We start from the raw sequence: 17,552 nt of genomic DNA, 5'->3' as shown, positions 1-17,552 counted from the left end.
GTCTCCGCCACGGCTGAGCAGCGGCGGGGCACGACCGGGACCGCCACGCGCGTGAGCTGGGCGGCGGCCCCGGTCGTCCGGTTCACCGGTCGGGCGTCGGGTTCAGCGATCCGTTACGGCTTGGGGGTGGCGTGCGGGGCGCAGGTCACGTCCCGGCGGTCGGTCTTCCCGGTGAGCAGGTAGGTGTCCACCCGGTCGTTGACGCACGGGTTGACGATGCCGGTGACGCCGTGGGAGCCGGCGCCCTTCTCGGTGATGAGCCGGGAGCCCTTGAACCGCCGCTGCAGCTCGACGGCGCCCTCGTACGGGGTGGCGGCGTCGCGCTCGGCCTGCACGATGAGGACCGGCGGGAGGCCCTTGCCGGACTTCACGTTCAGCGATGTCTGCTGCTTGGTGGGCCAGGTGGCGCAGGGCAGGTTCATCCAGGCGTTGGACCAGGTCATGAACGGGTGGTCGCGGTGGAGCCGGGTGTGGTCCCGGTCCCAGGTGCGCCAGTTGGTGGGCCACTTGGCGTCGGCGCACTCGACGGCGGTGTAGACGGCGTTGCCGTTCTCGGCCGACGCGTTGCCCGCCAGGTCGTCCATGTCGGGGGCGGCGGCGTCGATCAGCGCCTGGGTGTCACCGGCCCGGTAGGCGCTCCAGATCTTGGCGGTGGGCGCCCAGGCGGAGTCGTAGTACGGGGCGCTCTGGAAGAAGCCGATCAGCTCGGCGGGGCCGACGACTCCGCCGATGGGCTCCTTCTTGGCGGCCGCGCGGAGCTTGAGCCACTCCTGCTCGACCTTCTGCGGGGTGTCGCCGATGCCGTAGACGGAGTCGTGCTGCGCGACCCAGGCCTTCCAGTCGTCCCAGCGCAGCTGGAAGGCGACGTTCTGGTTGAGGTTGGCCCGGTACCAGATGTTCTCCCGCGCCGGGTTGACCACGCTGTCGACGACCATGCGCCGTACGTGGGTGGGGAAGAGCGTGCCGTAGACGGCGCCCAGGTAGGTGCCGTAGGAGACGCCGAGGAAGTTGAGCTTCTTCTCCCCGAGCGCGGCCCGGATGACGTCGAGGTCGCGGGCGGTGTTGGGCGTGGTCATGTGCGGCAGCATCCAGCCGCTGCGCTCGGCGCACCCCTCGGCGTAGTCGCGGGCCAGCTTCCGCTGGGCGCGCTTGTCGGCCTCGCTGTCCGGCACCGGGTCGGCCTTGGGCGCCTTGACGAACTCCTGCGGGTCGACACAGGAGATGGGCGCCGAGCGGCCCACCCCGCGCGGGTCGAAGCCGACGAAGTCGTAGGCCTTGGCGGTCTTCGTCCAGAGCGGGTTCTTGTTGGTGACCCGGGTGGGGAAGCGCATCCCCGAACCGCCGGGCCCGCCCGGGTTGTAGACCAGGGCACCCTGGCGCTCGCCCTTGGTGCCGGTGCTGACGTGCCGGTCGACGGCCAGCTCGATCTTCCTGCCGTACGGCTTCGCGTAGTCGAGCGGTACGGTCACCCAGCCGCACTGGATGGGGGCGGGCAGCCCCCAGTCCTTCGGGCAGTCCTTCCAGGCGATGCGGGTCCTGGCCGCCCGCTCGGCGGCGATCCTGACCCCGTACGCCTCGGCGCCCGCCCGGTCGTGGTGGCGGCTGTCGGCGCGTGCTGCCCTCGCCTCCGCGGCGGGCGCGGTGACCGTGCCCGCGATGAGTGTGCCCGCTATCAGCGCCCCGGCCGCGCCGAGCACTGCTGTGCGTCCCACGTGGAACCTCCCCCATCGTCGTCCGATGCGCCGCCGGTGGCGGCGTGGTCTCCATCGGAGCGTTCCGGGGATCCTTTCGCCTGTGGGGTTCCCGATGCCAGGGCGTACACCTGTTTCTTTACCGAACCCATAACCGGTGAAGAACGTCCGCTCAGCGGACCCGGTCGCTGTCGGCGCCCTCCTTCAGCCCGTCCAGCAGCTCGCGCAGGGCGTCATCCAGGATCGTGCGCAGCAGGCGCGCGTCGGGGGCCACGGCGGTCACCAGGACGGCGGGGCCGGCGAGCGGGGTGAGGGCGGCGGTGGGGCCGAGGAGACGGGCGGGGTGCGGAGCGCCCTCGAAGGACGGGTCGGCCAGGAGGAGTTGGCCGACCGCGCGGTGGCCGCCGAGGACGGCGGGGCCGTCCCAGCCGCCGGGTGCGCCGGGGCCGTAGGCGAGTTGCTGGTCCAGGAGCGGGCGGCCGGCGCGGTGGACGGTGAGCCGGGTGGTGAGGGCGCCGGTGGGTTCGCCGTGGCGGCCGAGGATCTGTTCCTCGCGCAGCAACAGCCGTGCAGTGGGGGCCAGTTCGACACGGGTGGTCTGGTGGAGGTCGCTGCCGTGGGCGGAGACGAGCTGTTCGGGGAGCCAGTGCAGGGTGGCCCGCTCCCCCACGGTCAGGTGAATGTCGTACGTGGACGGCTCGCCGTCGGGCCGCGCGCCCGGGAGCGCCACGGTGGCCGCCGCCGCGTCGACGGTGAGGCGGGCGCCGTCCGCCACCTCGGCCCCGATCGCCAGCCGGTCGCCGTTGAGCGGGGCGCTCATGGCTCCGACGACGGTGACCCGGGCGCGTTCGGGGAGCGGTGAGCGGGTGCGGCGGAGCGCCAGGGGTCCGGCGCTCTCCAGGAGCGGCAGGGCGGTGGCGCCCCGGCCGTCGGGTTCGGCGCGGAGGCGGGCGGTGGCGTGGACGCTCATGCGGTCCAGGCGGCGAGCTGCGCCCGTACCCAGTCGGCGACCAGCCCAACACCTTCGGCTGAGGTCAACGAGGTGAAGAGGACCGGGAGTTCACCGCGCTGCTCCTTGGCGTCACGGGCCATGCGCTGGAGGTCGGAGCCGACGTGGGGGGCGAGGTCGGTCTTGTTGATCACGAGGAGGTCGGCGGTGGTGACGCCGGGGCCGCCCTTGCGCGGGATGTCGTCGCCGCCCGCCACGTCGATGACGAAGATCTGGGCGTCGACGAGCCCCTTGGAGAAGGTGGCGGTGAGGTTGTCGCCGCCGGACTCGACGAGGATCAGGTCGAGCGGGCCGACCGCGTCCTCCAGGTCCTCGACGGCTTCGAGGTTGGCGGAGATGTCGTCGCGGATCGCGGTGTGCGGGCAGGCGCCGGTCTCCACGGCCTGGATGCGCTCGGGCGGCAGGACGGCGTTGCGGAGGAGGAATTCGGCGTCCTCGCGGGTGTAGATGTCGTTGGTGACGACGGCGATGGAGAGCCGGTCGCGCAGGGCGCGGCAGAGGGCGGCGACGGTGGCCGTCTTGCCGGAGCCGACGGGTCCGCCGAGGCCGATGCGCAGCGCGCGCCGGGTGCCGTCGGGGCGGGTGGCGTCGGCGCTGACGGCTGCGGGGGCATCGTGGGTGTGGCCGAGGTGCATGAGGACTCCAGTGGGTGCGGGTTACGACGCGAAGAGGCGTACGGGCCAGGCGGCGTGGGCCTCGGCGGTGATGTCGAGGAGGGGGGCGGAAGCGGCGGGCAAGGCATCGATGCCGCGCCGGGCGGCCTCCGCGGCCTGCGCGGCGATCCGGTCCAACTCCGGTGCGAGACGGGCGAGTACGGCGGTGGCGTGGAAGGGGTCGAGGGAGAGGAGCCGGACCACGGCGGTGGCCGGGCCGCTGACGGTCTCGTACGCGGCACAGTGCGCCGCGTCCTCGGGCCCGAGCCCGGCCGCCCGTGCGGTGAGGCCGAGGACGACGGGCTGATGGGCGCCGCGCGGCCGGGCCGTGGCGAGGGCGTCGAGTTCGGGGCTCGGCCAGGTGGCGCGGGCGGCCCGCATCAGCTGGCGGCCCAGCCTGCGGGCGGTGGCCCGCAGGGCGGGTGAGGGGGTACGGGCGTCGGCGGCCTCGTCCAGGGCGAGCGGGTCGAGGCCGTGGGCCGCCGCCGCGGCGAGGGCGGCGGCGGTGAGCCCGGTGGTGTGCAGGCGGCCCCGGCAGAAGGCGGCGAGGTCGTCGGCGGTGCGGATGCGCCCCTGGGTGACGGCCGGTTCGGCACCACCGGAGTGGGCGTGGCCTCCGGCGGGGAACCGGCCGTCGGCGAGGACGAGGAGGGCTGCGCGTGACATGACGGGCCCCGGCTCAGAAGAGGAAGTAGCGCTGGGCCATGGGCAGTTCGGCCGCCGGTGCGGGTTCGACCGGTTCGCCGTCGATGGTGACGGCGAAGCTGTCCGGGTCGACCTGGACGTGCGGCATGGCACCGTTCTCCCGCATGTCCGCCTTGGTGACCGTCCGGGTGCTGGTGATGGCCCTGAACTCCTTCTCCAGGCACAGCCGTTCGGGCAGCCCGTCCTCGATCGCCGTACCGGTGACGAAGTTGTACGAGCCGCGCGCCGCCGCCCGGCCCAGCGCGCCGAACATCGGCCGGGGCATGACCGGTTGGGGTGTCGGGATGGAAGCGTTGGCGTCGCCCATCTGCGCGTACGCGATCTGGCCGCCCTTGATGACGGTCTGCGGCTTCACCCCGAAGAACGCCGGGTCCCAGAGCACGAGGTCCGCGAGCTTTCCGCTCTCCACCGAGCCGATCTCCCGGTCCAGGCCCTGCGCGACGGCCGGGTTGATGGTGTATTTGGCGACATAGCGACGGACCCGGTGGTTGTCGGCGCGCCCGTCCCCGGGCAGGGCACCGCGCCGCACCTTCATGACGTGGGCGGTCTGCCAGGTCCGCAGGATCACCTCTCCGATGCGGCCCATCGCCTGGGAGTCCGAGGAGATGATCGAGATGGCACCGAGGTCGTGGAGGATGTCCTCGGCCGCGATGGTGGAGGGCCGGATACGGGACTCCGCGAAGGCGAGGTCCTCGGGGACGGCCGGGTTGAGGTGGTGGCAGACCATCAGCATGTCGAGGTGCTCCTCGATGGTGTTGACGGTGTGCGGCCGGGTCGGGTTGGTCGAGCTGGGCAGGACGTACGGCTCGGAGACGACCGTGATGATGTCGGGTGCGTGGCCGCCGCCCGCGCCCTCGGTGTGGTAGGCGTGGATGGTGCGTCCGGCGATGGCGGCGAGGGTGTCCGCGACGAACCCGGCCTCGTTGAGGGTGTCGGTGTGGATGGCGAGCTGGGCGCCGCTCTCCTCGCAGACGGTGAGGCAGGCGTCGATGGCGGCCGGGGTGGCGCCCCAGTCCTCATGGATCTTGAACCCCAGTGCTCCGCCCCGCAGTTGGGAGTACAGGGCGTCACGGGACATGGTGTTGCCCTTGCCCAGCAGCCCGATGTTGACGGGGAAGGTCTCCAGGGCCTCGAACATCCGGGCAAGGTGCCAGGGGCCGGGGGTGATGGTGGTGGCCTTGGTGCCCTCGGCGGGGCCGGTGCCCCCGCCGACGAGGGTGGTGATGCCGCTGGAGAGCGCCTGGTCGACGAGGGTGGGGGTGATGAAGTGGACGTGCGCGTCGACCGCTCCGGCCGTGAGCAGCTTCCCGTTGCCCGCGATGATCTCGGTCTCGGGGCCGATCACCAGGTCCGGGTGGACTCCGTCCATGGTGTCCGGGTTGCCCGCCTTGCCGATGCCGGTGATCCGGCCGTCGCGGATGCCGATGTCGGCCTTGACGATGCCCCAGTGGTCGATGACGACCGCGCCGGTGATGACGGTGTCGGGGGCGCCCTCGGCCCGGGTGGCGCGGGCCTGGCCCATGGACTCGCGGATCACCTTGCCGCCGCCGAAGACCGCCTCGTCGCCCGCGTGTCCGGGGCCGCCCGAGCGGTCCTCCTCGATCTCGACCAGCAGGCCGGTGTCGGCGAGGCGGATGCGGTCGCCGGTGGTGGGCCCGAACAGGTCGGCGTACACAGCCCTGTCGAGGTCAGGCATCGAGGGGACCTCCGGTCTCGCCGCGCAGGCCGGGGACGATGCGGCGGCCGGCGAGGGGGACGAGTTCGACGTCGACGGGGATGCCGGGCTCGAAGCGGACCGCCGTACCGGCGGCGATGTGCAGCCGCAGCCCGTGGGCGGCCTCCCGGTCGAAGCGGAGCCCGGGGTTGGCCTCCGCGAAGTGGTAGTGGGAGCCGACCTGGACGGGGCGGTCGGCGCCGTTGAGGACGGTGAGGCGGGTGACGGGGCGCCCTTCGTTGAGGGCGATGTCACCGGCCCCGTACAGGATCTCGCCGGGGACGACGGGGGACATCGGCGCCGCCCCGTCAGACGATCGGGTCGTGGACGGTGACGAGCTTGGTGCCGTCCGGGAAGGTGGCCTCGACCTGGACGTCGTGGAGCATCTCGGGGATGCCGTCCATGACCTCGCCCCGGGTGAGCACCGTGCGGCCGGACGCCATGAGTTCGGAGACCGTACGGCCGTCGCGGGCGCCCTCCAGGAGGTGGGCGGTGATGAGGGCGACGGCCTCGGGGTGGTTGAGCCTCAGCCCGCGCGCCCGGCGCTTCTCGGCCACGTCGGCGGCCACATGGATGAGCAGGCGTTCCTGCTCGTGCGGGGTCAGTTGCACGCTTCCACCTCATCGTCTCCCGCCCGGCACCGGCCTCCGGGCGCAGCGGGACCCTATCCCCGTTCAACAGTTCGTTGAACGGCGAACCCGGCTCCCGCGACCAGGCATTGCACGTTAGGGCGGAAGTTTTTCCGTTGCGTTAACTGGCCTTTTGCGGACCCATGGACATCAGCCCGCGCAGGCCGTTCTCCGGAACGTCCGGGCGCACATCGCCGAAGAGCGCCTCCTGCACGATGAAGCCCTGGGCGGTCGCGATCATCGTCCGCGCCACATGGTCGGCCACCACGTCCCCGGAGAGGATCCCGGCGCTCCGGTAGGCCCCGACCAACTCCACCCAGACGCTCCGCATGGTGGCGTACCCCTCGTCGAGCCGTGCGGCGAGCCGCGCGTCGCGCAGGGTCTCGGACCAGAGCTGGACGGCCAGGGCGGCGAAGGTGCGGCGCTCCAGCCCGTACAACTGCTCACCGAGCACGCGGGTGAGCATCCGGCTCAGCAGCACGTCCGGGGTGGGCCCACTCCCCCGAACCGCCGCGCGGTGGCGGTCGTCCTGCTGATACCCGTGGTGGTGACGCTCGCCCTCTGGGCCTTCGCCTGGCCCGCCGCCCGGAGCGCCCCCCGTGACCTGCCGGTGGGCGTGGCCCGTGCCGGTCCGGCGGCCGAGCAGCTGGAGCGGGGGTTCGAGCAGCGGACGGGCGCCTTCGAGGCGCACCGGTTCGACGACGAGGCGGCGGCCCGGGAGGCGATCGAGGACCGGACCGTATACGGAGCCGTGGTCGCCGGATCGGAGGGCCCGCACGTGCTCACGGCGTCGGCCGCGAGCCCCGTCGTCGCCCAGCTTCTGCGGGACGCGGTGACGGCGGCGGCCCCGGAGGGCGCCCAGGTCCGGACCACCGATGTGGTGGCCGCACCTCCCGGGGACCCGCGCGGCAGCGCACTCGGCGCGAGCGTGCTGCCGCTGGCCCTGGCGGGGATGGGCGCGGGCTCGGCCGTCACCCTGCTCGGGCTGCGCGGGACACGGGCGGCGCTGACGCTGACGGGTTCGGCCGCGCTGGTGGGCCTCGCCGCCACGGCAGTGGCGCACAGCCGGCTCGGCGTGATCACGGGTGACTGGTGGACGGAGGCGGGCGTACTCGCCCTGACCGTCCTGGCGATCGGCTCGGCGGTCGCCGGACTCGCCGCCCTGCTCGGCCCGCACGGTCTCGGCCTGGGTGCGCTGCTGATGATCCTGCTGGGCAACTCCTTCTCCGGCGTCACCAGCGCGCCCCAGCTGCCCCCCGAACCGGTCGGCATGATCTGCCAGTGGCTGCCGCCGGGCGCGGGCGGATCCCTGCTGCGCTCGGTCGCCTTCCTCGACGGCAGCGCGGCGGGAGGCCCCGCCCTGACCCTCGCCCTCTGGTCGGCCCTGGGGCTGGCGGCGGTCCTGCTCGCGGGGCGACACGGGACCTCCACCGAGGACGCCCCGACGGCCGCGGCCCCGGCCACGCGGGAGGGGGCGCTGACGGGTTGAGGGCGCGAGGGCGTGAGGGCGGGGCCCCACTCCCCCGCCGCCGGGGTGCTGCTCCTGCTCGGCATCGGGATCGGCACCGCCGGTGAGCAGCCGGAGACCGTGCGGACGGCTACGGCGAAGGCGGTCGCTCCACGCCGGGGGGGCGGACGGCCTGAGGGCGGAGAAGGCCACGGTCACGGCCGGTCCGGAGCCCGCGCCCCCAGCCGCCGGAGCCCGAGGCCCGCGACATGCCCCGGCTCGCGGACGGGTAGTCATCCGGTGACGCCGGTGGACCACGCTGCGGAGAGCCGCACGCCCTCCCGGCCGCCGCATGACGCGAGGTGAACCGCCTATGGAGCCAACGGAGTTCCCGCCCCTGCCCGCGCTGACCCGTGCCGAGGGCGAGTTCATCGACTGTTATCTGGCCGTCCTCGACCAGGTGGGACGCATCAACCCGGCACGCGGCAGCGACACCTACAGCGCCCTCAGGGCCGCCCAGGCCCTGGCCTCCGGGGCGGCGGCCCTGCGCGACGCGCTGGCCCTGATGCACGAGCGAGGCGAGCGGCAGATCCACGCGACAACGCTCGCGCGGGCCCTGCGGGTGCTGGACGGCGAGCGGCGGGCGGGGCGGGTCGCCATGCCGCCGGCCCCGAACTGAGCCGCTGCGTACGCCGGGAGCGCATTACGGGAGCGGGACGCTCGGGGCGGTTGCGACACGCCCGGTCCCGCGATCAATTTTCCTCGCTCGTTCGGCGTAGGCGATCACCCTCACGAGCGATGGCTCAACTTGCGCTCGGCGCGCGGCCCGTACTCGAAATGCCCACTTTCGTCGCTGGTACGAGGGCGTGCGCCCGGCTCGTCGGCGGGGGCGAATCCGCCCTGTCCACCTGAATGGATCAGTGGTGAGGAGACTCACAAATCCCTGTTTCGGCTCGGAAATCCGGCACCGAGTAGGTCAAGATCCCTGGGACGACAAGCCCCCGCCACCCGCGGCGGGGCGGTCCGGGTGGACGCCGAGTCCTGCCGCCTCCCGGATGACTGGTCGACAGGAAGTGGATCGGCAGGAGTGGAGGACCCGAGCAGTACGGGCCGACCGGGAGACCGGGAAGGCCCTCGGGGTGAAGCCGCATCGCGCGGCCGGGCAACTTCGCCAGCCCGAACCCGACAGGTCATCCTTCACAGGCGGCTGACGAAGGGTTGCGCATGTCTGCGCAGGTTCATGTCCCGTCTCTGCTCGCCCGGGTCGGTACGGCCTCGGTCCTCACCTTTGCCGTGACGACCACGATGATGGCACCAGGTCTCGTCAACGACGCCGAGGCCGCCACCGCCCACTCGACGAAGGCGCTCAAGGTCGCCGCGTCGAAGAAGGGGGCTCCCTACAAGTACGGCGCCGCCGGTCCCAGCCGTTTCGACTGCTCGGGGCTGACTGTCTACTCGTTCAAGAAGGCCGGGAAGAAGCTCCCCCGCACGGCACAGCAGCAGTACAACAAGACCAGCAAGGTCGCGAAGTCGAAGCGGAAGCAGGGCGACCTCGTCTTCTTCCACTCCGGCCGGAGCGTCTACCACGTGGGCATCTACGCCGGGAACGGCAAGATCTGGCACAGCCCCAAGTCCGGGGACGTGGTGCGGCTCGCGAAGATCTGGTCCAAGAGCGTCTCGTACGGACGCGTCCGCTGATCCCCTGGCCGGGTGTCCGCTGACCTGCCCGGTCGGACGCTCTCCCCTGTGGATCACATGGGCCCTCCCGCGCCGGCGCGGGAGGGCCCCGGGGACCCGGAACCCCGGAGACCCGGTATGGCCCCTCCGAACCGTTTCGTCAGCCCTGGACCGGTGCCGCCCAGGGCAGCGAGATCCAGACCGTCTTCCCGCCCTCGGCCGTCGGGACGACCGTGAGCCGCCCGCCGTACTCATGGGCCAGCGACCGGATGATCACCATGCCCCGCCCGTTGTCCTGCCGTACGGCGGCAGGCAGCCGCTGGGGCCACCGGGGGTGACTGTCCGTCACTCCCAGGCGCAGTTCCTCGTCACGTTCGAGGCGCAGCTCCACGGTGAAGGTGGGTGACTGGCCGAAGGTGTGCTGCACGGCGTTGGTGGCCAGTTCGGAGATGATCAGCCGGACGGTGTCGGCCAGCTCCGACTCCTCGGAGAGGCCCCATTCGGCCAATGTCCTGGCCACATGTCTGCGGGCCGAGGAGACCGAGACCGGATCGCTCGGCAGGGTGACGGTTGCTTCCTGATGGTCTGCCATGGCGACGCCGTCCCTTTCGCGCCCTGGCCGACCGGCGGCCGGCCAGGATGGTGCTTCGCGCCAGACTGCCACTGTTGAAGCTCCCTGTAACGACGTTCGACCAAGATATGCATATATCTGTCGCTCGAAGCGGTGAATTCGGGTCACGTACGGGCGGGGCGGCGGGCACACTGGCCCCTCTGCGGGCCCGGACCTTGCGGTGCGTACCGGTCCCGTTCCGTTCCGCACAGCGCGAGGAGACCCGGATGCTGCACGCCCCCGTCGTCCGACGGCGGAAGCTCGGCGAGGAGTTACGGAGCCTGCGGCACGCCGCCGGACTGACCAGCCGGGACGCGGCGCGCCTGCTCGGCTGGCACCAGTCGAAGGTGAGCCGCATCGAGACGGGCGCCAGCGGGGTCAGCCCCGGCGACGTGACGCGTCTGCTCGACGTCTACGCCGTGTGCGACACGCAGTTGCGCGCCCTGCTCGAAGTCCTCGCGGGGTCGGCGGGCGGCGGGGGCGCGGGGTGGTGGCACGCCTACCGGGGGCTGATCCCGCCGCAGTACCGTGACTTCATCAGCCTGGAGTCCCAGGCCGCCACGGTGCGGACCCTGGAGACCTCGGTGGTGCCGGGGCTCCTCCAGACCGCCGGTTACGCCCGTGCGGTGACCCGGGCGTCGATCGACGGGTTACCGGCGGAACATCTCGACGCCCTGGTCGAGGTGCGGCTCACCCGCCAGCAGGTGCTGCGCACGCATCCGCCGCTGAGGTTCACCGCCGTACTGGACGAGGCGGTGCTGCACCGGGAGGTGGGTGGGCCCGAGGTGATGCGGGATCAGCTGGACCATCTGACGCAGGTGGCTCAGCTCCCCCACGTACGGCTCCAGTTGCTGCCGTTCTCGGTCGGCGGGTATGTCGGGCTCACCTCCCCTTTCGTCATCTTCTCCTTTCCGAACATCGCGGATCTGGATGTGGTCGTCCTCGACCACCTGACGAGTAGCGTCTATCTGGAGCGGAAAGAAGACCTCGAGGCGTACGGCTCGGCCTTCCGCACCCTCCAGACGCACGCACTGACGCCGGACCGGTCGCTCGAACTCGTCGCCGCGATCCGCCGCGGCTTCCGCTAGCACGGTGATCCGCCGACTCGCCAGGACGTCCGACTGCCCGAGGGGGGCATCATGTCCGACCGTCTCGCACCGCCCGTACCGCGTCCCGCCGCCGAGCCACCGCTCTGGCGCCGCAGCAGCCGCTCCACCGGGATGAACAACTGCGTGGAGGCCGCGCGAATCGGCCACCGCCCGGACTCCGGCGGCGGCCCGCGCACCGGCGGCGCGCGCCTCGCCGTACGCGACTCCAAGGATGTGGAACGGCCGCCGCTCACCTTCTCCGCGACGGCCTGGACCACCTTCGTGGCGGGGCTGGAGCCGCCCCGGTCCGGCTGAGCCCTCGGCCGAACCCTCAGCCGAGCGGAGTGACGGCCTCCCGGGGAGCGGTCGCCGCGATCGTGGCCACCGCGGCGGTGATCTGCTCCTCGGTCAGGTCCGCCCGCGCGGTCAGCCGCAGCCGGGAGATGCCGTCCGGCACGGACGGCGGCCGGAAGCACCCGACCCCCACCCCGTTCGCACGGCAGTCGGCCGCCCACTTCACCGCCGCGTCCGCGGAGGGGGCCCGGACGGAGACGACCGCCGCGTCCGGGCGGACCGCGGTCAGCCCGGCGGCGGTGAGCCGCCCGTACAGCTCGGTGGCGACCTCACCGGCCCTGGCCGCGCGTTCGGGTTCCCGGCGCAGCAGCCGGAGTGCGCCCAGCGCCCCGCCCGCCGCCGCGGGGGCGAGGCCGGTGTCGAAGATGAACGTACGGGCCGTGTTGACCAGATGGTCGATGACCCGGGCCGGTCCGAGGACCGCGCCGCCCTGGCTGCCCAGCGACTTGGAGAGGGTGAGGGTGGCGACCACTCCCGCACCGCCCGCCAGACCCGCCGCCGCAAGCGCGCCGCGTCCGCCCTCGCCGAGCACGCCCAGGCCGTGGGCGTCGTCCACGACGAGGGCCGCGTTCGCTCCGCGGCAGACCTCGGCCAGGGCGGTGAGCGGGGCCGCGTCCCCGTCGACCGAGAAGACCGAGTCGGTGACGGCGAGCGCCCGCCCGTCGTGGGCCGCCAGCGCCTTGGCGACGGCCTCCGGGTCGGCGTGCGGGACGACGGCGGTCTCGGCGCGGGAGAGCCGGCAGCCGTCCACGATGGAGGCGTGGTTCCCGGCGTCGGAGACGATGAGCGAACCGCGCCCGGAGAGTGCGGTGAGGGCCGCCAGATTGGCCGCGTAGCCGGAGGAGAGGACGAGGGCCGCCTCGAAGCCGCAGAAGTCGGCCAGTTCCCGTTCGAGTTCGGCGTGGAGCGTGGTGGTGCCGGTGACGAGCCGCGATCCGGTGGCGCCCGCGCCCCAGCGGTGGGCGGCACCGGCGGCGGCCGCGGTGACCTCCGGGTGCCGGGTGAGGCCCAGGTAGTCGTTGCTCGCGAGGTCGAGGAGGCCGGCTTCCGCGCTCCGGGGACGGAGGGCCCGGACGAGTCCGGCCTCGGCCCGGCGGCGGGCCTCGTCGTCGATCCAGTCGAACGGGGCGGAGGGCGGGGCGAAGGACATAGGGCGGTCCCTTTTGTAGGCAGCTCACAGACCCTAGCGGGGTGCGCAGCAGGTCAGGGTGTGGCAATACACACACCCTCCCCCTCGTCTCCTGTCCGGTTCCTCCTTGGCTGGAGGCGGTGGCGTAAGCCAGGATCATCTTTCATGGACCTGCTGAACACGCTGGTGGACAAGGGGCTGCGGCGCGAACTGCCGACCCGCGAAGAAGCGCTCGCCGTGCTGGCGACCTCCGACGACGATCTGCTCGACGTGGTGGCCGCCGCGGGCAAGGTGCGCCGCCAGTGGTTCGGGCGGCGCGTCAAACTCAACTACCTGGTCAACCTGAAATCGGGGCTCTGCCCCGAGGACTGCTCGTACTGCTCCCAGCGGCTCGGCTCCAAGGCCGGGATCCTCAAGTACACCTGGCTGAAGCCGGACGAGGCGTCGAAGGCCGCCGCCGCCGGGGTGGCGGGCGGGGCCAAGCGGGTCTGTCTGGTGGCGAGCGGGCGCGGGCCGACCGACCGGGACGTCGACCGGGTCTCCAAGACCATCGAGGCGATCAAGGAACAGAACGAGGGCGTCGAGGTCTGCGCCTGCCTGGGTCTGCTCTCCGAGGGCCAGGCCGGCCGGCTGCGCGAGGCGGGCGCCGACGCGTACAACCACAACCTCAACACGTCCGAGGAGACGTACGGGGCCATCACGACCACCCACACCTACGCGGACCGGGTGGAGACCGTGCAGCAGGCCCAGGCCGCCGGGCTCTCCGCGTGCTCCGGGCTGATCGCGGGGATGGGCGAGAGCGACAAGGACCTGGTCGACGTGGTCTTCGCGCTGCGCGACCTGGACCCGGACTCGGTGCCGGTCAACTTCCTGATCCCGTTCGAGGGCACCCCGCTCGCCAAGGAGTGGAACCTCACCCCGCAGCGCTGCCTGCGCATCCTCGCGATGGTCCGCTTCGTCTGCCCGGACGTGGAGGTCCGGCTCGCGGGCGGGCGCGAGGTGCATCTGCGCTCGATGCAGCCGCTGGCGCTGCACCTGGTGAACTCGATCTTCCTGGGCGACTATCTGACGAGTGAGGGGCAGGCCGGTCAGGCCGACCTGGACATGATCGCGGACGCCGGGTTCGAGGTGGAGGGCGCGGGCACGACGACGCTCCCCCGCCACCGGGCCGACGCGCTGACCGGCGGCGGTTGCGGTTCGCAGGCGACCGCGCCGGAGCAGGCGGGCGGCTGCGGGTCGCACGAGGCGTCCGGGGGCGGCGGTTGCGGGTCGCACGGTGGTGGCGGTGGCTGCGGTCCGTGCGGTGGTCATGCGGCGGTCGCGGGCGGCGAGGAGAGTGCTCCTGTCACGGAGACCGTCGGCGCTCCGGCCGCGCCTGCGGGCGGGCCCGCGCGTACGGATCTGGTGGCCGTGCGCCGGCGCGGGGCGGGGACGGATCTCGCGCCCAATGCCTGAGCCGTACGCCCCCGCACTCCCCCGGCCCGCCGAGCCGAAGCCGTACGCCCCCCATGAGCTGCGGGCCCTGGACCGCGCCCACGTCTGGCACCCCTACGGCCCGATGCCGGGCCGGCAGGAGCCGCTGGTCGTGGAGTCGGCCTCCGGGGTACGGCTGCGGCTCGCCGAACCCGTCGAGGGGCAGCGCGAGTTGGTGGACGGCATGTCGTCCTGGTGGTCGGCGGTGCACGGTTACAACCACCCGGTCCTCAACGAGGCCGCGCGCGGCCAGCTGGACCGGATGAGCCATGTGATGTTCGGCGGGCTCACCCATGAGCCCGCCGTCCGGCTGGCGGCCCGGCTGGTGGAGATCACGCCGGAGCCGCTCCAGCACGTCTTCCTGGCCGACTCGGGGTCCGTATCGGTCGAGGTCGCGGTCAAGATGTGTCTGCAGTACTGGCGTTCGGCGGGCCGAACGGAGAAGCACCGCCTGCTGACCTGGCGCGGCGGCTACCACGGGGACACCTGGCAGCCGATGTCGGTGTGCGATCCGGAGGGCGGGATGCACGAGCTGTGGTCCGGCTCGCTGCCCCGCCAGGTCTTCGCCGACGCGCCCCCGGACGGCTTCGACGCGGAGCCGGACCCGGCCTACACCGCCCGGCTGCGGGAGCTGATCGCCCGTCACGCGCACGAGGTGGCCGCCGTGATCGTGGAGCCGGTGGTGCAGGGGGCGGGCGGGATGCGGTTCCACTCCCCCGGCTATCTGCGGGTCCTGCGCGAGGCGTGCGACGAGCTGGACGTGCTGCTGGTGTTCGACGAGATCGCCACCGGTTTCGGGCGGACGGGCGAGCTGTTCGCCGCCGGGCATGCCGGGGTCTCACCGGATGTGATGTGCGTGGGCAAGGCGCTGACCGGCGGATATCTGACGATGGCGGCCACGCTCTGCACCTCGCGGGTGGCCGAGGGCATCTCGCGCGGTGAGGTGCCGGTGCTGGCGCACGGCCCGACGTTCATGGGCAACCCGCTGGCCGCCGCCATCGCCTCGGCCTCCGTGGACCTGCTGCTCGGGCAGGACTGGGCGGGCGAGGTGGCGCGGATCGGCGCGGGGCTGCGCTCCGGTCTGGCGGAGGCGGCGGAACTCCCCGGGGTCGCGGACGTACGCGTCCTGGGAGCGATCGGGGTCGTCCAGCTCGACCACGAGGTGGACATGGCGGCGGCGACCCGGGCGGCCGTGCGCGAGGGCGTGTGGCTGCGGCCGTTCCGCGATCTCGTGTACACGATGCCGCCCTATGTCACCGGGGACGACGACGTACGAAGGATCTGCCGGGCCGTGTGTGCCGCGGCGCGGGAGGGCTGACCCATGGCTGTTGTTCGCGTGGTGCTGTGTGCGGGAGGACCGGCGTGACCGTCCTGGTGGTGTCCGGTACGGGCACGGAGATCGGCAAGACGGTGGTGACCGCCGCCGTGGCGGCCGCCGCGCGGGGGCGCCGGGTCGCGGTGCTGAAGCCCGCGCAGACCGGGCTCGCGCCCGGGGAGCCGGGCGACGCGGCGGAGGTGGCCCGGCTGGCCGGTGCCCATGTGACCCCGGTCGAACTGGCCCGGTTCCCCGAGCCGTTGGCCCCCGCCACCGCGGCCCGGCGGGCGGGGCTGGACCCGGTGCGGCCGTACGAGGTGGCCGAGGCGGCGCAGAAGCTGGCCACCGAGCACGACCTGGTGCTGGTGGAGGGGGCGGGCGGGCTGCTCGTGCGCTTCGACGACGAGGGCGCCACGCTCGCGGACGCCGCCCGGCTGCTGGCCGCCCCGGTGCTGGTGGTGGCGCCCGCCGGGCTCGGCACGCTGAACGCCACGGCGCTCACGGCCGAGGCGCTGCGCACCCGTGGGCTGGAGTGCCGGGGCGTGGTGGTGGGCTCCCTGCCGGACCGGCCCGACCTGGCGTCCCGCTGCAACATCGAGGACCTGCCGGTGGCGGCGGGCGCCCCGCTGCTCGGGGCCGTACCGGCCGGTGCTGGGGCGCTGCCCGCCGCCGATTTCGCGGCACGGGCGGCCGGATGGCTGGCGCCGGAGCTGGGCGGGGCGTGGCGGGTGCCGTCGCTGTGAGGTGAGGGGCCGCGCGTCGGTCCCGTACCCGTACGGAGACATGCCTGTACCGCTCCGTACGGGGGAGAATCGTCGAGGAGAGCCGTACGCCCTCTCCTCCCGGAGGTCCGCCATGCAGCTGCGCAGCAGGAAGCTCCCCCGCGACGCCGTCCACCATCCGGTCTTCGCCCGCGTCTACGCCCGGATGAGCGTGACGGCCGACCTCAGGGGCGGCGTCGCCGCGTACCGCGAGGAGCTGCTCGCGGGGCTCTCCGGCCGGGTCATCGAGATCGGTGCGGGCAACGGGCTGAACTTCCCGCACTACCCGCGCGCCGTCTCGGAGGTCGTGGCGCTGGAGCCCGAGCGTTCGCTGCGGCAGCTCGCCGTCCGCGCGGGGCTGCGCGCCGAGGTGCCGGTGGACGTGGTGCCGGGGGCGGCGGAGGCGCTGCCGGTGAAGAGCGAGGCGTTCGACGCGGCGGTGGCGTCGCTGGTGCTGTGCACGGTACGGGAGTTGCCGAAGGCGCTCGCCGAGATCATGCGGGTCCTGCGCCCGGGCGGTGAGCTGCGGTTCTTCGAACACGGGCGGGCGCCGGGCAGGGCCCTGGCAGCCGTCCAGCGCACGGCGGACCGGACGGTGTGGCCGCTCCTCTTCGGCGGCTGTCATACGGCGCGGGACCCGCTGGCCGCGATCGAGGCGGCGGGCTTCGAGCTGGGGACGTACCGCAGGCTGCGGATCCCGGAGAAGGGGGTGCAGTTCCCTTCGTCGCCGTGTGTGCTGGGCGTGGCCCGTAAGCCGTTCACGGCGGAGTGAGCGGGCCGCGTCCCCTCCGTTCCACCTGCACGGAAAGCGGTCGACCTGCCGCTCTGGCGGGTGGTGGGATGGCCGCCATGAACGATCTCTCGACACGGTCCGCGACCGCGGCCGATCTGGACCGGGTGCTCGCCTTCTGGAAGGTGTCCGCGGAGGGCACCAGCATCAGCGACGACGGCGACGGGGTCGCACGCCTGGTGGAACGGGACCCGGACGCCCTGATCCTGGCGGAGCGGGACGGGGAGCTGGTGGGCACGGTGATCGCGGGCTTCGACGGCTGGCGCTGTCACCTCTACCGGCTGGCGGTCCATCCGGAGCAGCGCCGCCAGGGCGTGGGCGGCGCCCTTCTCGCGGCGGCGGAGGAACGGTTCGCCACGCTCGGCGGCCGCCGGGCGGACGCCATGGTGCTGGACCGCAACGACCTGGCCCACCGTGCCTGGCGCGCGGCGGGGTACGGGCCCGAGCCGCAGTGGAGCCGGTGGGTGAAGCACCTCTGAGGCGGTCCGGGCGGTAGAGGCGGGCCCG

At 73.2% G+C, this 17,552-nt stretch carries 19 protein-coding genes and 1 pseudogene; 10 read left to right on the top strand and 10 right to left on the bottom strand.

The genetic code is table 11. The annotated features are described in order from the left end of the window. Positions 1 to 113: 113 nt before the first annotated feature. The 8 genes and pseudogenes from DJ476_RS30725 to DJ476_RS30690 all read right to left on the bottom strand — a co-directional run. Positions 114 to 1,712, bottom strand: a complete 1,599-nt coding sequence (locus DJ476_RS30725) for an alpha/beta hydrolase (RefSeq protein WP_208853545.1) — start codon at positions 1,710 to 1,712, stop codon at positions 114 to 116. A 151-nt stretch (positions 1,713 to 1,863) separates the two neighbouring features. After that, positions 1,864 to 2,661 (bottom strand): urease accessory protein UreD, encoded by a 798-nt coding sequence (locus DJ476_RS30720; RefSeq protein ID WP_103417854.1) that lies wholly within the window; start codon positions 2,659 to 2,661, stop codon positions 1,864 to 1,866. Continuing rightward, complete coding sequence (ureG, locus tag DJ476_RS30715) at positions 2,658 to 3,335, bottom strand: urease accessory protein UreG (protein ID WP_103417853.1); 678 nt, start codon at positions 3,333 to 3,335, stop codon at positions 2,658 to 2,660. The genes DJ476_RS30720 and ureG overlap by 4 nt, the downstream gene beginning before the upstream one ends. 21 nt (positions 3,336 to 3,356) lie before the next feature. Further along, complete coding sequence (locus tag DJ476_RS30710; protein ID WP_103417852.1) at positions 3,357 to 4,019, bottom strand: urease accessory protein UreF; 663 nt, start codon at positions 4,017 to 4,019, stop codon at positions 3,357 to 3,359. A gap of 13 nt (positions 4,020 to 4,032) precedes the next feature. Beyond that, positions 4,033 to 5,754, bottom strand: a complete 1,722-nt coding sequence (locus DJ476_RS30705; RefSeq protein ID WP_103417851.1) for an urease subunit alpha — start codon at positions 5,752 to 5,754, stop codon at positions 4,033 to 4,035. Continuing rightward, entirely contained in the window at positions 5,747 to 6,067 is a 321-nt protein-coding gene (locus DJ476_RS30700) for an urease subunit beta (RefSeq protein WP_112492024.1), read from the bottom strand. The genes DJ476_RS30705 and DJ476_RS30700 overlap by 8 nt, the downstream gene beginning before the upstream one ends. A 13-nt stretch (positions 6,068 to 6,080) precedes the next feature. Then, positions 6,081 to 6,383 carry an urease subunit gamma gene (locus tag DJ476_RS30695; protein ID WP_070202554.1) on the bottom strand — a complete coding sequence of 101 codons (303 nt, stop codon included), beginning with the start codon at positions 6,381 to 6,383 and terminating at the stop codon, positions 6,081 to 6,083. Positions 6,384 to 6,522: 139 nt separating this feature from the next. Continuing rightward, positions 6,523 to 6,894 (bottom strand): annotated as a pseudogene (locus tag DJ476_RS30690) (TetR family transcriptional regulator C-terminal domain-containing protein); the annotation flags it as partial. A gap of 24 nt (positions 6,895 to 6,918) precedes the next feature. Here DJ476_RS30690 and DJ476_RS30685 point away from each other — a divergent pair. The 3 genes from DJ476_RS30685 (at position 6,919) to DJ476_RS30670 (ending at position 9,546) form a co-directional block, all read left to right on the top strand. Further along, positions 6,919 to 7,890, top strand: a complete 972-nt coding sequence (locus DJ476_RS30685; RefSeq protein WP_112492023.1) for an ABC transporter permease — start codon at positions 6,919 to 6,921, stop codon at positions 7,888 to 7,890. Positions 7,891 to 8,221: 331 nt separating this feature from the next. Next, positions 8,222 to 8,527 carry a hypothetical protein gene (locus DJ476_RS30675; protein ID WP_053562127.1) on the top strand — a complete coding sequence of 102 codons (306 nt, stop codon included), beginning with the start codon at positions 8,222 to 8,224 and terminating at the stop codon, positions 8,525 to 8,527. 545 nt (positions 8,528 to 9,072) lie between these two features. After that, entirely contained in the window at positions 9,073 to 9,546 is a 474-nt protein-coding gene (locus tag DJ476_RS30670; protein WP_103417848.1) for a C40 family peptidase, read from the top strand. 139 nt (positions 9,547 to 9,685) lie between these two features. On the opposite strand, the gene DJ476_RS30665 is transcribed toward DJ476_RS30670, so the two are convergent. Then, the gene (locus DJ476_RS30665) at positions 9,686 to 10,117 is read right to left on the bottom strand and encodes an ATP-binding protein (protein ID WP_026238328.1); all 432 of its coding nucleotides are present in this window, start codon (positions 10,115 to 10,117) and stop codon (positions 9,686 to 9,688) included. 245 nt (positions 10,118 to 10,362) lie between these two features. Here DJ476_RS30665 and DJ476_RS30660 point away from each other — a divergent pair, with 245 nt between their 5' ends. Both DJ476_RS30660 and DJ476_RS30655 read left to right on the top strand, forming a co-directional pair. After that, positions 10,363 to 11,223 (top strand): helix-turn-helix domain-containing protein, encoded by an 861-nt coding sequence (locus DJ476_RS30660; RefSeq protein WP_103417847.1) that lies wholly within the window; start codon positions 10,363 to 10,365, stop codon positions 11,221 to 11,223. A 51-nt stretch (positions 11,224 to 11,274) separates the two neighbouring features. Next, positions 11,275 to 11,538: a DUF397 domain-containing protein gene (locus DJ476_RS30655; protein WP_112492021.1), complete on the top strand. Its 264-nt coding sequence runs from the start codon at positions 11,275 to 11,277 to the stop codon at positions 11,536 to 11,538. 16 nt (positions 11,539 to 11,554) lie between these two features. On the opposite strand, the gene DJ476_RS30650 is transcribed toward DJ476_RS30655, so the two are convergent. Then, entirely contained in the window at positions 11,555 to 12,727 is a 1,173-nt protein-coding gene (locus tag DJ476_RS30650) for an 8-amino-7-oxononanoate synthase (RefSeq protein ID WP_112492020.1), read from the bottom strand. 144 nt (positions 12,728 to 12,871) lie between these two features. On the opposite strand from DJ476_RS30650, the gene bioB reads away from it, so the two are divergent. The 5 genes from bioB (at position 12,872) to DJ476_RS30625 (ending at position 17,524) form a co-directional block, all read left to right on the top strand. After that, a complete protein-coding gene (gene bioB, locus DJ476_RS30645; RefSeq protein ID WP_112492019.1) occupies positions 12,872 to 14,161 on the top strand; it encodes a biotin synthase BioB in 1,290 nt (429 codons plus the stop codon). Continuing rightward, entirely contained in the window at positions 14,154 to 15,497 is a 1,344-nt protein-coding gene (locus DJ476_RS30640) for an adenosylmethionine--8-amino-7-oxononanoate transaminase (RefSeq protein WP_112492018.1), read from the top strand. Before bioB ends, DJ476_RS30640 begins: the two co-directional genes overlap by 8 nt. Before the next feature lie 44 nt (positions 15,498 to 15,541). Further along, the gene (gene bioD, locus DJ476_RS30635; protein WP_103417842.1) at positions 15,542 to 16,237 is read left to right on the top strand and encodes a dethiobiotin synthase; all 696 of its coding nucleotides are present in this window, start codon (positions 15,542 to 15,544) and stop codon (positions 16,235 to 16,237) included. 112 nt (positions 16,238 to 16,349) lie between these two features. Further along, positions 16,350 to 17,027, top strand: coding sequence for a class I SAM-dependent methyltransferase (locus DJ476_RS30630; RefSeq protein WP_103417841.1), 678 nt, complete (start codon positions 16,350 to 16,352; stop codon positions 17,025 to 17,027). Between the two features lie 68 nt (positions 17,028 to 17,095). Beyond that, positions 17,096 to 17,524: a GNAT family N-acetyltransferase gene (locus DJ476_RS30625; protein WP_103417840.1), complete on the top strand. Its 429-nt coding sequence runs from the start codon at positions 17,096 to 17,098 to the stop codon at positions 17,522 to 17,524. The last annotated feature ends 28 nt before the right edge of the window (positions 17,525 to 17,552 follow it).

Source organism: Streptomyces bacillaris, from assembly GCF_003268675.1.
Taxonomy (GTDB): Bacteria; Actinomycetota; Actinomycetes; order Streptomycetales; family Streptomycetaceae; genus Streptomyces; species Streptomyces bacillaris.
This window is presented reverse-complemented; position numbering and strand designations above follow the sequence as displayed.